Source organism: Streptomyces shenzhenensis (assembly GCF_021462265.1).
Lineage (GTDB): Bacteria > Actinomycetota > Actinomycetes > Streptomycetales > Streptomycetaceae > Streptomyces > Streptomyces shenzhenensis.
On the sequence record NZ_JAJONF010000028.1, the window covers coordinates 33,520 to 45,277 of the forward strand.

Below are 11,758 nucleotides of genomic sequence, written 5' to 3' on the forward strand. Positions count from 1 at the left end.
AGCCTGCGGCCTAGGCCTGGACCTTCGCGGCCACCGGAGAGCCCTCGGTGACCTTGGCGTCCAGCTCGCGGGTGACCTTGCGCTCCACGAAGAAGGCGGCGGTGGGGACGGTGCCCGCCAGCAGCACCCACAGCTGCTTGCCGACCGGCCACTTCGCCTTGGAGCCCAGGTCGAAGGCGAAGACCAGGTAGACGACGTAGAGCCAGCCGTGCGCGATGGCGACGACGCGCGTGACGTCGGCCGCACCGCTGATGTCCAGCCCGTACTTGGCGATCATGCTCAGGCACAGCAGCACCAGCAGCACACCGGTGACGTAGGCCAGGACGCGGTAGCGGGTCAGCACGCTTTTTTTCATGGGGAAGAGCGTAACCACCCGTTCCGGGAGATCTTGCCCCGGGGCACGGCACGGCGGGCGGCGGGTTCAGTCCTCGTCGAAGTCGTGCGCGGCCACCCGCAGCGGCCGGAGCATCGCGAAGATCTCCCCGCACTCCTCCGCGTCGTAGGCCCCGAGCCCGAAGTCCATCGCCATCAGGTCGCGGGTGGCCGCCTCCACGACCTCGCGGCCCTTCTCGGTGATCGTGGCAAGCGTGCCGCGCCCGTCGTTGGGGTTGGGACGCTTGTCGACCAGACCCGACTTCACCAGCCGGTCGACGGTGTTCGTCACCGAGGTCGGGTGCACCATCAGCCGCTCGCCGATCTTCGACATCGGCAGTTCGCCGGCCTTGGAGAAGGTGAGCAGCACCAGCGCCTCATAGCGCGCGAACGTCAGCCCGTACGGCTTGACCACCGCGTCGACCTCGGCCAGCAGGATCTGCTGGGCCCGCATGATCGAGGTGATCGCGGCCATCGACGGGACGTTTCCCCAGCGCTGCTTCCAGAGGTCGTCGGCACGGGCGATGGGGTCGAAGGGGAGACTGAGAGGCTTCGGCACGTCACCGACCCTACCGGCCGGTCATATAACGGTCAGCCGTGTCTCGGCTTTCGGTCATCTCCGCCACCACGCGGGCGGCAGGCCCGGCCGCCCGCGTCCCCGGGCGGCCGCGCGCGTCCCCCCGGACGGCCGCCACGGCAGCCGCGGTGACGCCCGCCGGCTTCCACACGTCCGCTGAGATCCGCCGCCGTACGGGGCCTGCTCGTCCGGCTGCACCGAACCGGGCGGAGCACCGACGGCCGAGGAGGCCGCCGCACGGCCGGTCCGGCATCCGCCGCCCGAAGCGCGACGGCCTCGACGGCGGCCCTGGCCGGGCTGTCCGGCGGATCAAGTCGCGGGAAAGCAACGGTGGCTGTCAGCCGAGGTGAGCGGGGCGAGCGTGCCGGCCCCCGCGGCTGCGGCAGGATCCGCCGGACAGCCCCTAACGGCGCCCGGCCCGGCGCAGATGGTGTCGGACCGCGCGCTGGGCAACCGGGCCGAGTTCGTCCAAGGCGGCCACCATCGCGCCGAGTTGCTCAAGGGCGTCCAGTGCGGCGTGGGCGCCGGCGGTGTCGACGCCCTCGTACAGCTCGATGCCGACGAAGGACGCGGCGACCGCGCGGGCGAGCCCGGCCGGGTCGGCGAAGTCACCGAACGGGGTGGTCGCGAGGACCCTGACGAGCGCCCTCTCGATCTCGGCGATCCACAGGTCGAGCCCCGCCGCCGTGGCCGGTCCGAGCGCTTCATGGGTCTGGGCGCCGGCCAGCAGCTGGCCGAGCAGGGCGACATGGCCGCCCGAGCGGGCCTCCTCGTGGATCTGCCGTCCCACGGAGAGGAGCTCGGAGAGCGAGCCGACCGCGGCGAGGCGGGGGCGGAAGCGGGCGACGGCCTGCTCGGCGCCGTACCGGCAGGCGGCGGCGAGGAGTTCGTCCACCGATCCGAAGTGGTAGAAGACCAGCGCCTGGTTGACCCCGGCCGCCGCCGCCACCGTACGGGCCGACGTCCTGGCGATCCCCTGCTCGGTGAGCGTCCGCAGCGCGCCCTCCAGCAGCTTGTTCTTGGTCTCCAGGGACTTGGCGGTCTCCGGGCTCACGCGCGCGGCTCCTCACGGACCGGCCGCAGCCCCGGCCGCACCCCGTGGCCGCGGATGTCGGTGTACGACGCCTCGAAGGAGCCCTGGTAGCCGAAGAGCGGCCCGAAGTACCGGTTCACGACCCGCACCCGGATCCGGAACCGGCCGGCGCGGTCGTCGTAGGACTCGCGTACCTCGGCGGTGGCGCCGACGAGTTCGGGGACGCGGACGTCCACCGGGCCCTCCCTGAACCGGTGCTCACCGGAGCGGATCAGCAGGGAGCCGTCGGCCTCCGCGTGCAGGTGCAGCTCGCTGGCGAGGTGCTGATGGGTGCCGAGGTAGTCGAGGATGCGGTCGCCCTTGGGGCTGAGCACCATCTGGGCGTCGAAGCGGCGGGGGCGGCCGGGCAGGTCGAAGGTGCGCACGAAGGTCACCGTCTCACGGCCGTGGGAGTCCGTGTAGGGCACATTCTCGATCTTGAAGGGCACGTTCCGGGCGGCCTCCGGGACCAGGATGTTGCGGGTGGCACCCAGTGCCAGGAACGGCTTCACGAAGGCCCCGCCGTGCCAGATCCGCTCCATCACACCGTGGCCGGTGCAGGCCTCGCCGCTCGCCAGGCCGACCGAGAAGCGGCGTTGCAGCCGTGGGTGCAGCCGGTCGAAGTCCGGGCCCAGCACCGTGCGGAACATCGAGGTCACTGCTGTTTCTCCAGAGTGTGCAGGACCCGGGGGGCGGCGATCCGGGCCGGTGGGGTGCGCAGGCAACGGCGGGCGGCGGGGGTGGTCGCGAGCGGGGGCGCGACCAGGGCCAGCGACAGGGCCACGACGAGGAGCAGCGGGACCAGGAAGGCGACGGTGGGCGAGAGCGTGCCGGGCCCCGGCCCCCGGCTCAGGCCGATGACGCAGCCGGCGATCGCCAGTGCGCGGACCGTCATCTCGGCGAACCAGTTCCACCGCGCCCGCTCCGGGGTGATCCCGCGCTCCAGCCACAGCCGCAGCCGGTCGAAGGACCACGCGGTCGCCCAGCCCATCAGCGGGCGCAGGACCAGGCGGTCGGCGAGCGTACCGAAGGCACCCCAGCGGGGCCGGTAGTCGTAGCCGGTGAGAAAACGGACGCCGTCGGCGACCGGGATGTACCGCCAGTAGCCGCTGCCCTCGGCAAGCAGCGAGAGCGGGTGCGGGGCGGCGAAGCGCAGGGCCGAGGTGCGGGTGCCGTCGGGGCGCTCCTTCTCCCCTGCCGAGACGCCGGTGCCGGCGATGGTCAGGAACGGGAGCACGCGCGTGGCGTATCGGAAGCGCTGCGGTTCGCCCGCCGCGCGGGGGAGGTAGTCGATCTCGGTGAACCGCAGGTCCCAGCGCTGATGCCGGGCCGGGTCCTGGGTGCGGGCCCACAGTTCGTCCAGATCGGCGCGGATGTGCGCCTCTATATAGAGCCCCATCGGTGTCGTACCCCCGTCACCTGGTCATTCGAGTGCTTTTTGAGCGATCGCTCAAACACTCGGGTGACGACGGTACCTTTTTTTGAGCGATCGCTCAATCAGGCGGCGCAAGAAAACCCCGGCCTCACCGAGGGGGGGCCGGGGCTCTGTCCGCTTCCGACTACTGGGCGAGGTGCCGCTCGACCGTCGCCACCTTGCTGGTGAGCCCGTCGGTGACACCGGGCCGGATGTCCGCCTTGAGGACCAGGGAGACGCGCGGGACACGCTCCTCGACGACGGCGACGGCCCTCCTGACGACGTCCATCACCTCGTCCCACTCGCCCTCGACCGAGGTGAACATGGCGTCGGTACGGTTGGGCAGCCCGGACTCGCGGACCACCCGGACGGCGTCGGCGACGTACTCCCCCACGTCCTCGCCCACGCCCAGCGGCGTCACGGAGAAGGCGACGATCATGCGTTCACGGTTCCTTCCTCGCGGGCGCGGGACGCGATGACCGCGTCCTCGGCCTCGCGGCGCAGCCTGCGCTCGGCGAAGAAGCCGCCGGTCGGCAGGACGGAGAGGACGAAGTAGAAGAGGCCGGTCTTCAAGGACCACTTGGTGCGGTTCCAGGCGTCGGCCCAGAAGATCACGTAGAGGATGAAGAGCACACCGTGGATCGCGCCCATCACGGGCACCGCGTTGAAGTCCGTGGTCCGCTTGAGCACCGAGCAGACGAGCAGGATCAGGAAGGAGACGGCCTCCGGGGCGGAGACCAGGCGCAGGCGGCGGATGGCGGTGGCGGTCTTGATGTCCACGGGTCACCTTCGGTGGGAGAGACGTCCACTCTTTGTGAACGCGAGCACAAACGTTCACCCATTGTGGCAAAGAGCCTCGCGGTCCCCGCGCGGGGGTGGGAGGCCGGGCCCGGCGGCAGGCGGGAGCGGGTGCGCGGTCGTGTTCTTCATGCCCCCGCTTCTTCATGACCCCGCCGGGACTGGTGGTACGCGCCGCGTGGGCGCCACTCGGCGACCGGCTTCGGGCAGAGCTGCACGCGGCGCTCTCCCCGGCGAGCGGAACGACCTCAAGGAGCGGCGGAGCGCCTTCCTGCCGCGCACCGACGAGGAGGACGGCGCCCCGCCGAGGTCCGTGGTCGCCCGCCGAGGTCCACGGTCGGCCTGCCGGCCGGGACGGCGGTGACACGCCTCCCGGCCGACCGGCGCCCTGCCCCCTAAGGGACGGATCGGGGGCGATGTCCACCTCCGGGACCTGTTGCCGCCGTCTGCCTGCGGCTACCTTCGCAGCGTGGCGATGTTCCGACTCCAGGGCAGCAAGGTGCTCGCCGTCGAGATGACCGGGGATGCCGTGAAGGCGAAGAACGGCTCGATGGTGGCGTACGACGGGCAGATGGCGTTCAAGAAACTGAGCGGCGGCGGCGAGGGGCTGCGCGGGATGGTGACCCGGCGGCTCACCGGCGAGCAGATGACGGTGATGGAGGTGAGGGGGCACGGGACGTGCTGGTTCGCGGACCGGGCGTCCGAGATCAACCTGGTCGGCCTGCGGGGCGACAAGCTGTACGTCGAGTCGAGCAACCTGCTCGCGACCGACGCGGGCCTGCGCACCGGCACCACGTTCACCGGCCTGCGCGGCGCCTCCCAGGGCAACGGCCTGTTCACCACCACGGTCGAGGGCCACGGCCAGGCGGCGATCATGTCGGACGGCCCGGCGGTGGTGCTCAGGGTCAGCGCGCAGTACCCGCTGACCGTCGACCCGGGCGCCTACATCGCCCACCAGGGCAGCCTCCGCCAGTCCTTCCAGTCGGGTGTCACCTTCCGCACGTTCTTCGGTGAGGGCGGCGGCGAGGCCTTCCAGATCCGGTTCGAGGGGGACGGCCTGGTGTACGTACAGCCGAGCGAGCGGAACACGATCGCGGGGGACGTCTGACATGACCCTGCGCGAGGTGAACTCCAAGATGGTCGAGGCGACCGTCGTGCCCGGGCAGCGGCTGTTCAGCCAGCGCGGCGCGATGCTCGCCTACAAGGGCGAGGTGTCCTTCACCCCCAACATCCAGGGCGGCCAGGGCGGCCTGATGTCCATGATCGGCCGCCGGGTCGCCGGCGAGGCCACCCCCCTCATGACCGTCGAGGGCAGCGGCACGGTCTTCTTCGGGCACGGCGGGCACCACGTCCAGGTCATCACCCTCACCGGCGACACCCTCTACGTCGAGGCGGACCGGCTGCTCGCCTTCGAGGGCACGCTGCAGCAGGGGACGATGTTCATGGGTTCCCAGGGCGGCGTGATGGGGATGGTGCGCGGTCAGGTCACCGGCCAGGGCCTGTTCACCACCACCCTCAAGGGCCACGGCGCGGTCGCGGTGATGGCCCACGGCGGGGTCTTCGAGATCCCGATCACTCCGCAGCGCCCGGTCCATGTGGACCCGCAGGCCTACGTCGCCCACCACGGCGACGTGCGCAACAAGCTGTCGTCCGCGCTCGGCTGGCGGGACATGGTGGGCCGCGGCTCCGGCGAGGCGTTCCAGCTGGAGCTCAGCGGCAACGGCATGGTGTACGTGCAGGCGTCCGAGGAGAAGCTGTGAGCGCATACGGGGCCGCCGGGGCGGCCGGGCCGGTCGTGTACGACCCCATGACCCTCCCCGTCGACGACAACGTCAACAAGTACACCTTCTGTGTGGAGCTCAAGAGCGGCCAGTGGTTCCTGCAGAAGGGGAAGATGATCGCCTACTACGGCGCGATCGACTTCAACGGCGTGGGACACGGCCGGCTGGACCGCCTGGTCCGCACTTCCTTCCATTCGCCTCTGCACGCGAGCGACTGGGTGGTGGCGGAGGGTTCGGGCAAGATGCTCCTCGCCGACCGGGCCTTCGATGTGAACTCCTACGACCTGGACGACGGCAACCTGACCATTCGCTCGGGCAACCTGCTCGCTTTTCAGCCAAGTCTCGCGCTGAAGCAATCGATCGTTCCCGGTTTTCTGACCCTTATAGGAACCGGGAAGTTTGTGGCGGCGTCCAACGGCCCGGTGGTGTTCATGGAACCCCCCGTCCGGGTGGACCCGCAGGCACTGGTGGGGTGGGCCGACTGCCCCTCCCCGTGCCACCACTACGACCATGGGTACATGACCGGTGTGATGGGCGGTCTACGTGCACTGACAGGCCTCGGCGGGGCCTCCGGGGAGGAGCACCAGTTCGAGTTCGTGGGGGCCGGCACGGTCCTGCTCCAGTCCACCGAGACCCTGATGGCCGAGCAGGCCACGGGAGCGGTTCCGCACGAGCCCGGAGTGCCCGGCGGAGGCGTCCCCGCCACAGGCCGTCCACAGCAACCGGGCGCACCGCGCCTTCCCGGACAGCTGGGAGACCTCCAGCGTCGCTTCGGGCTGTGAGCGGTAGTCTGCGGAGTGTGACATCGAACGCGTGCGCACAGTCACACCACCCTCACTAGTTCGCCTTTCAACATTTTAGGTAGACTTCACTCATGGAGACCGAGACGGCCACGCGCTGGCTGACGGATGCGGAGCAGTGCGCCTGGCGCACCCACCTGGACGTCAACAGGCTGTTGACGTATCAGCTCGAAAAAGATCTGCAACCGTTCGGCCTGACAATGAACGACTACGAGATCCTGGTGAACCTGTCCGAGTCGGAGGACTACCGGTTGCGGATGAGCGATCTCGCCGCCGCGACCCTCCAGTCCAAGAGCCGGTTGTCCCACCAGATCACCCGCATGGAGAACGCGAACCTGGTCCGCCGCGAGAACTGCGAGTCGGACCGCCGCGGTCTGTACGCCGTCCTCACCGAGCACGGCATGGAGACGATGAAGAAGGTGGCGCCACATCATGTCGCCTCCGTGCGGCGGCACTTCATCGACCTGCTGTCACCGGAGGCACTCATGGAGCTGGACAAGGGCCTGAAGCCGATCGCGGACCACCTGCGGGGGCAGCGCGGGCGCCCGTGACGACAGGCGGCACCCGAAGAGCGGCGGACGGGGGTTCAGGTGCCGTCCGCCGCTCCGCCGCGTGGCGGTCACGGCATGCCCAGGGACGCGCGGGCACGCTCTGACCACCTCGCCGGCGTGGCTCTGAGCCTATGCGCGGCTGCCGCCACGCGAGTGCCGCCGGCCCTCACCGGCCCGCAGCCCGGAGACGGCCCGGACCGCTGCCGCGGAGACCAGGGCGACGCACCCCGCCAGGGCGAAACAAGCCCCCACCGACAGCCGTCCGACCAGCAGACCGGCCACCACGGAGCCTCCCGCACTTCCGGCGTTGACGGCCGCGTTCACCCACGCCCCGGCCCGCGTCCGCTCCCCCTCCGCCGCCGTCTCGTCGGCCAGCAGATACGCCGTCGTCAGGGTCGGCGCCACGAACGCCCCCGCCACCGCCATGGCCCCGCCCAGCGTCCACATCCCGGGTGCGAACCCGGCGGCCCCCAGGACCACCCCCAGCCCCACCGCCAGCCAGGCCAGCCGCTCCCCCGCCGGACGGCGCCACTCCACCGCCCCGTTCAGCAGTCCGCCCACCGCGCTGCCCGCCGAGAGCGCGGCCAGCACCCAGGGGACGGCCTCATCGCCGTACGACCGTTGCCCGGCGAACGCCATCACCAGGAGTTCCGCCGCGCTCAGCGCCAGGCCGAGGCCGGCTGCCGCGGCCACCGGGGCCGCCGGGAAGCGGCCGGGCGAGCGGCCCGCCTCCTTGTTCTTCTTCGGCGGGACCACTGCCCGTACCGCCGGTGACATCACGAACGCACACGTGCCGGCCGTCATCAGCACCGCGCTCAGCAGCAGCCCCGCCGGCGGCGGGCCGAACCGCAGCAGCAGGCCCACCAGTGCCGGGCCTGACACGAACAGCAGTTCCTCGGCGACTCCGTCCAGGCTGTACGCCCGGCGTAGCAGGGCGGGGTCGTCGGCCAGCCGCCCCCACACCGCCCGCATCGTGGGGCCAAGCGGCGGCGCGACGCACCCGGTGAGCGCGGCGGCCGCGGCGAGGGCGGCCGGTGGCGCGCCGGGTCGCCAGGTCAGGACGGCCAGGAGGCAGAGAAGAGCGCTGTAGAGGGCCGCCAGCAACGGCAGGACGCGCCGTGGGCCGTAGCGGTCCACCAGCGTCGCCCGGACGGGCAGCAGGACGACCACCGTGCCGCCGAAGAGGGCCATCACCAGGCCGGAGACGGCATAGGAGCCGGTCGCCCCGGTCACGGACAGCAGCACGGACAGCGGGACCGTGCCGTAGGAGAGACGGGCCACGAGGGCGGCCAGGAAGGTGTGGCGCGCGGACGGGACGCGCAGGACGGCGGCGTACGAGGTGTGCCGCACCGGTGAAGGGCGTGACGTGGTCGACGCGGACATGCGTGAGTTCCTCTGAGAGAGGCGGAAGAGGGGACACCTGAGCGCGCCACGGCACGGGACGTTCACATGCCGTGGTGCTGGGTGCGCTCTACGCCAAGGAGAGGAACATGCCGGTCAAGGTAGCAGCGGCAGCCGGGGGCCGGCCATCGTCAGCCCTCCGTCAGCCCCGCCACCAGTTCGTCGGCCGCCCGGTACGGGTCCAGTTCGCCGGCCACGATGCGCTCCGCGAGGGCGCCGAGGTGGCGGTCTCCGTGGAGGTCGCCGATGCGTTCGCGCAGGGCCGTGACCGCGATGGTCTCGACCTCGCGGGAGGCGCGGGCCAGCCGGCGTTCCGTCAGGACGCCCCGCTCCTCCATCCAGGCGCGGTGCTTCTCCAGGGCTTCCACCAACTCGTCGATGCCCTCCGCGCGGGCGGCGACCGTCTTGACGATGGGCGGACGCCAGTCGCCGGGACCGCGGGACTCGCCGAGGCCGAGCATGTGGTTCAGTTCGCGGGCGGTGGCGTCCGCGCCGTCCCGGTCGGCCTTGTTGACGACGTAGACGTCGCCGATCTCCAGGATTCCGGCCTTGGCCGCCTGGATGCCGTCGCCCATCCCCGGGGCCAGCAGCACCACGCTCGTGTCCGCCTGGGAGGCGATCTCGACCTCCGACTGGCCGACGCCGACCGTCTCGACGAGGATCACGTCGCAGCCCGCCGCGTCCAGGACCCGGATGGCCTGGGGTGCCGACCAGGCCAGGCCGCCGAGGTGGCCCCGGGTGGCCATCGAGCGGATGTAGACGCCGGGGTCGGAGGCGTGGTCGGACATCCGGACGCGGTCGCCCAGGAGGGCTCCGCCGGAGAACGGGGAGGACGGGTCGACGGCCAGGACGCCGACCCGTTTGCCCTGTTTGCGATAGGCGGTCACGAGCGCCGAGGTGGAGGTCGACTTGCCGACCCCCGGGGAACCGGTCAGGCCCACCACATAGGCGTTTCCGGTCAGCGGGGCGAGCGCCGCCATGACCTCCCTGAGCTGTGGGGACGCCCCCTCCACCAGGGAGATCAGGCGGGCCACCGCACGCGGTCGGCCCTCCCTCGCCTGGGCCACCAGTGAGGAGACGTCCTGCATCACAGCTCCGTTCGCTCCGTTCGCTTCCGTTCGCTCAGCGAAACGTACTCAGGCCTTCGGCACCCGCACGATCAGCGCGTCGCCCTGACCGCCGCCACCGCACAGCGCGGCCGCGCCGACCCCGCCGCCCCGGCGCTTGAGCTCAAGGGCCAGGTGCAGCACAAGGCGCGCTCCGGACATCCCGATGGGGTGACCCAGGGCGATCGCACCACCGTTGACGTTAACCGTTTCGGTGGACACGCCGAGGTCCTTCATTGACTGCACGGCGACGGCGGCGAAGGCCTCGTTGATCTCGATGAGGTCGAGGTCGGAGACCTCCAGGCCCTCCTTCTTCAGGGCGTGCCGGATGGCGTTGGACGGCTGGGACTGGAGGGAGTTGTCCGGTCCGGCCACGTTGCCGTGGGCGCCGATCTCGGCGAGCCAGTCGAGGCCCAGCTCCTCGGCCTTGGCCTTGCTCATCACGACCACGGCCGCGGCGCCGTCCGAGATCTGGGAGGAGGTGCCGGCGGTGATGGTGCCGTCCTTCGTGAACGCCGGGCGGAGCCTGCCCAGCGACTCCGCCGTGGTGTCGCCGCGGATGCCCTCGTCCTTGCTGAAGACGACGGGCTCGCCCTTGCGCTGCGGGATCTCGACCGGGGTGATCTCGGCCTCGAAGACGCCGTTCTTCTGCGCGGCGGCGGCCCGCTGGTGGGACAGGGCGGCGATCTCGTCCTGCTCGGGGCGCTGGATGCCGAGACGGGTGTTGTGCTTCTCGGTGGACTCGCCCATGGCGATGTTCTCGAAGGCGTCGGTCAGGCCGTCGTACGCCATCGCGTCGAGCATCTCGATCGCGCCGTACTTGAAGCCCTCGCGGGACTTCGGGAGCAGGTGCGGGGCGTTGGTCATGGACTCCTGGCCGCCCGCGACCACGATGTCGAACTCACCCGCGCGGATCAGCTGGTCGGCGAGCGCGATGGCGTCGAGACCGGAGAGGCACACCTTGTTGACCGTGAGCGCCGGGACGCTCATCGGGATGCCGGCCTTCACGGCGGCCTGGCGGGCCGGGATCTGCCCGGCGCCGGCCTGGAGCACCTGCCCCATGATCACGTACTGCACCTGGTCGCCCCCGATCCCCGCACGGTCGAGGGCGGCCTTGATCGCGAAGCCGCCGAGGTCGGCTCCGGAGAAGGACTTCAGCGAGCCCAGCAGTCGTCCCATGGGCGTACGCGCGCCCGCGACGATCACCGAGGTGGTTCCAGAGTTTCCAGAAGTCATGAGCTGCGAATCCCCTTACCGGCTGCACTGCCGAGGAGTGAACGAGGGTTTACTTCGAATGTATTGCGTGGCACTCCGTGCCGTCATCGGGCCGTCAGTGTGATCGCTGGCACGTTGCGTAACCACCGTCGTGGCGCTGCACTGAATCCATGCTGACGCGAATCGACCACATCGGGATCGCCTGCCACGACCTCGACGCGACCGTCGAGTTCTACCGGGCCACGTACGGCTTCGAGGTGTTCCACACCGAGGTCAACGAGGAGCAGGGCGTGCGCGAGGCCATGCTCAAGATCAACGAGACGTCCGACGGCGGCGCCTCCTACCTGCAGCTCCTTGAACCGACCCGGGAGGACTCGGCGGTCGGCAAGTGGCTCGCGAAGAACGGCGAGGGGGTGCACCACATCGCCTTCGGTACGGCGGATGTGGACGGGGACGCGGCCGACATCCGCGCCAAGGGCGTACGCGTGCTGTACGAGGAGCCACGGATCGGCTCCATGGGGTCGCGGATCACCTTCCTGCACCCGAAGGATTGCCACGGCGTACTGACAGAACTGGTCACTTCGGCGGCTGTTGAGTCACCTGAGCACTGACCCTCGTACATATGGGCCGGTAGGGTTGGGGGCGGTCGTCCCTTCGCAGGTTCGCAGGGC

General features: G+C 70.8%; 15 protein-coding genes. 5 read left to right on the plus strand and 10 right to left on the minus strand.

Annotated elements, in window-relative coordinates; translation table 11 throughout:
- Window positions 1-10: 10 nt before the first annotated feature.
- The 7 genes from LQ326_RS30170 to LQ326_RS30200 all read right to left on the minus strand — a co-directional run bounded on the left by LQ326_RS30170 (window position 11) and on the right by LQ326_RS30200 (window position 4,215).
- Window positions 11-355 (minus strand): DUF3817 domain-containing protein, encoded by a 345-nt coding sequence (locus LQ326_RS30170; protein ID WP_234542214.1) that lies wholly within the window; start codon window positions 353-355, stop codon window positions 11-13.
- Between the two features lie 66 nt (window positions 356-421).
- On the minus strand, window positions 422-931 hold the full coding sequence (locus LQ326_RS30175) for a MarR family winged helix-turn-helix transcriptional regulator (protein ID WP_181802728.1): 510 nt from the start codon (window positions 929-931) through the stop codon (window positions 422-424).
- 421 nt (window positions 932-1,352) lie between these two features.
- Window positions 1,353-2,003 carry a TetR/AcrR family transcriptional regulator gene (locus LQ326_RS30180; RefSeq protein ID WP_234542215.1) on the minus strand — a complete coding sequence of 217 codons (651 nt, stop codon included), beginning with the start codon at window positions 2,001-2,003 and terminating at the stop codon, window positions 1,353-1,355.
- Complete coding sequence (locus tag LQ326_RS30185; protein WP_234542216.1) at window positions 2,000-2,680, minus strand: DUF4166 domain-containing protein; 681 nt, start codon at window positions 2,678-2,680, stop codon at window positions 2,000-2,002. The genes LQ326_RS30180 and LQ326_RS30185 overlap by 4 nt, the downstream gene beginning before the upstream one ends.
- Window positions 2,677-3,420, minus strand: a complete 744-nt coding sequence (locus LQ326_RS30190; RefSeq protein WP_234542217.1) for a hypothetical protein — start codon at window positions 3,418-3,420, stop codon at window positions 2,677-2,679. The genes LQ326_RS30185 and LQ326_RS30190 overlap by 4 nt, the downstream gene beginning before the upstream one ends.
- Window positions 3,421-3,580: 160 nt before the next feature.
- The gene (locus LQ326_RS30195) at window positions 3,581-3,874 is read right to left on the minus strand and encodes an MTH1187 family thiamine-binding protein (RefSeq protein WP_234542218.1); all 294 of its coding nucleotides are present in this window, start codon (window positions 3,872-3,874) and stop codon (window positions 3,581-3,583) included.
- The gene (locus tag LQ326_RS30200; protein WP_234542219.1) at window positions 3,871-4,215 is read right to left on the minus strand and encodes a DUF3817 domain-containing protein; all 345 of its coding nucleotides are present in this window, start codon (window positions 4,213-4,215) and stop codon (window positions 3,871-3,873) included. Before LQ326_RS30200 ends, LQ326_RS30195 begins: the two co-directional genes overlap by 4 nt.
- Before the next feature lie 493 nt (window positions 4,216-4,708).
- On the opposite strand from LQ326_RS30200, the gene LQ326_RS30210 reads away from it, so the two are divergent.
- From LQ326_RS30210 to LQ326_RS30225, 4 genes are all read left to right on the plus strand, one after another.
- Window positions 4,709-5,341 carry an AIM24 family protein gene (locus LQ326_RS30210; protein ID WP_234542275.1) on the plus strand — a complete coding sequence of 211 codons (633 nt, stop codon included), beginning with the start codon at window positions 4,709-4,711 and terminating at the stop codon, window positions 5,339-5,341.
- Window position 5,342: 1 nt separating this feature from the next.
- On the plus strand, window positions 5,343-5,993 hold the full coding sequence (locus LQ326_RS30215) for an AIM24 family protein (protein ID WP_234542221.1): 651 nt from the start codon (window positions 5,343-5,345) through the stop codon (window positions 5,991-5,993).
- Window positions 5,994-6,040: 47 nt separating this feature from the next.
- Window positions 6,041-6,796, plus strand: coding sequence for an AIM24 family protein (locus LQ326_RS30220; RefSeq protein ID WP_234542276.1), 756 nt, complete (start codon window positions 6,041-6,043; stop codon window positions 6,794-6,796).
- Between the two features lie 92 nt (window positions 6,797-6,888).
- Window positions 6,889-7,365, plus strand: coding sequence for a MarR family winged helix-turn-helix transcriptional regulator (locus tag LQ326_RS30225; protein WP_181806953.1), 477 nt, complete (start codon window positions 6,889-6,891; stop codon window positions 7,363-7,365).
- A 129-nt stretch (window positions 7,366-7,494) separates the two neighbouring features.
- Here the strand turns inward: LQ326_RS30225 and LQ326_RS30230 are convergent, their stop codons facing one another.
- From LQ326_RS30230 to LQ326_RS30240, 3 genes are all read right to left on the minus strand, one after another.
- A complete protein-coding gene (locus LQ326_RS30230) occupies window positions 7,495-8,748 on the minus strand; it encodes an MFS transporter (protein WP_234542222.1) in 1,254 nt (417 codons plus the stop codon).
- Between the two features lie 149 nt (window positions 8,749-8,897).
- Complete coding sequence (gene meaB / locus LQ326_RS30235) at window positions 8,898-9,854, minus strand: methylmalonyl Co-A mutase-associated GTPase MeaB (protein WP_234542223.1); 957 nt, start codon at window positions 9,852-9,854, stop codon at window positions 8,898-8,900.
- A gap of 48 nt (window positions 9,855-9,902) precedes the next feature.
- Complete coding sequence (locus tag LQ326_RS30240; protein WP_234542224.1) at window positions 9,903-11,108, minus strand: acetyl-CoA C-acetyltransferase; 1,206 nt, start codon at window positions 11,106-11,108, stop codon at window positions 9,903-9,905.
- Window positions 11,109-11,257: 149 nt separating this feature from the next.
- Between LQ326_RS30240 and mce the strand changes: the two genes are divergently transcribed.
- Window positions 11,258-11,698 carry a methylmalonyl-CoA epimerase gene (gene mce, locus LQ326_RS30245; RefSeq protein ID WP_089098737.1) on the plus strand — a complete coding sequence of 147 codons (441 nt, stop codon included), beginning with the start codon at window positions 11,258-11,260 and terminating at the stop codon, window positions 11,696-11,698.
- Window positions 11,699-11,758: the final 60 nt, after the last annotated feature.

Coding starts and splice junctions, on each gene's coding strand:
- LQ326_RS30195 (WP_234542218.1), bottom strand. CDS start 3,874: ATGATCGTCGCCTTCTCCGTGACGCCGCTGGGCGTGGGCGAGGACGTG.
- mce (WP_089098737.1), top strand. CDS start 11,258: ATGCTGACGCGAATCGACCACATCGGGATCGCCTGCCACGACCTCGAC.
- LQ326_RS30240 (WP_234542224.1), bottom strand. CDS start 11,108: ATGACTTCTGGAAACTCTGGAACCACCTCGGTGATCGTCGCGGGCGCG.
- LQ326_RS30215 (WP_234542221.1), top strand. CDS start 5,343: ATGACCCTGCGCGAGGTGAACTCCAAGATGGTCGAGGCGACCGTCGTG.
- LQ326_RS30170 (WP_234542214.1), bottom strand. CDS start 355: ATGAAAAAAAGCGTGCTGACCCGCTACCGCGTCCTGGCCTACGTCACC.
- LQ326_RS30220 (WP_234542276.1), top strand. CDS start 6,041: ATGACCCTCCCCGTCGACGACAACGTCAACAAGTACACCTTCTGTGTG.
- LQ326_RS30190 (WP_234542217.1), bottom strand. CDS start 3,420: ATGGGGCTCTATATAGAGGCGCACATCCGCGCCGATCTGGACGAACTG.
- LQ326_RS30225 (WP_181806953.1), top strand. CDS start 6,889: ATGGAGACCGAGACGGCCACGCGCTGGCTGACGGATGCGGAGCAGTGC.
- LQ326_RS30230 (WP_234542222.1), bottom strand. CDS start 8,748: ATGTCCGCGTCGACCACGTCACGCCCTTCACCGGTGCGGCACACCTCG.
- meaB (WP_234542223.1), bottom strand. CDS start 9,854: ATGCAGGACGTCTCCTCACTGGTGGCCCAGGCGAGGGAGGGCCGACCG.
- LQ326_RS30210 (WP_234542275.1), top strand. CDS start 4,709: ATGTTCCGACTCCAGGGCAGCAAGGTGCTCGCCGTCGAGATGACCGGG.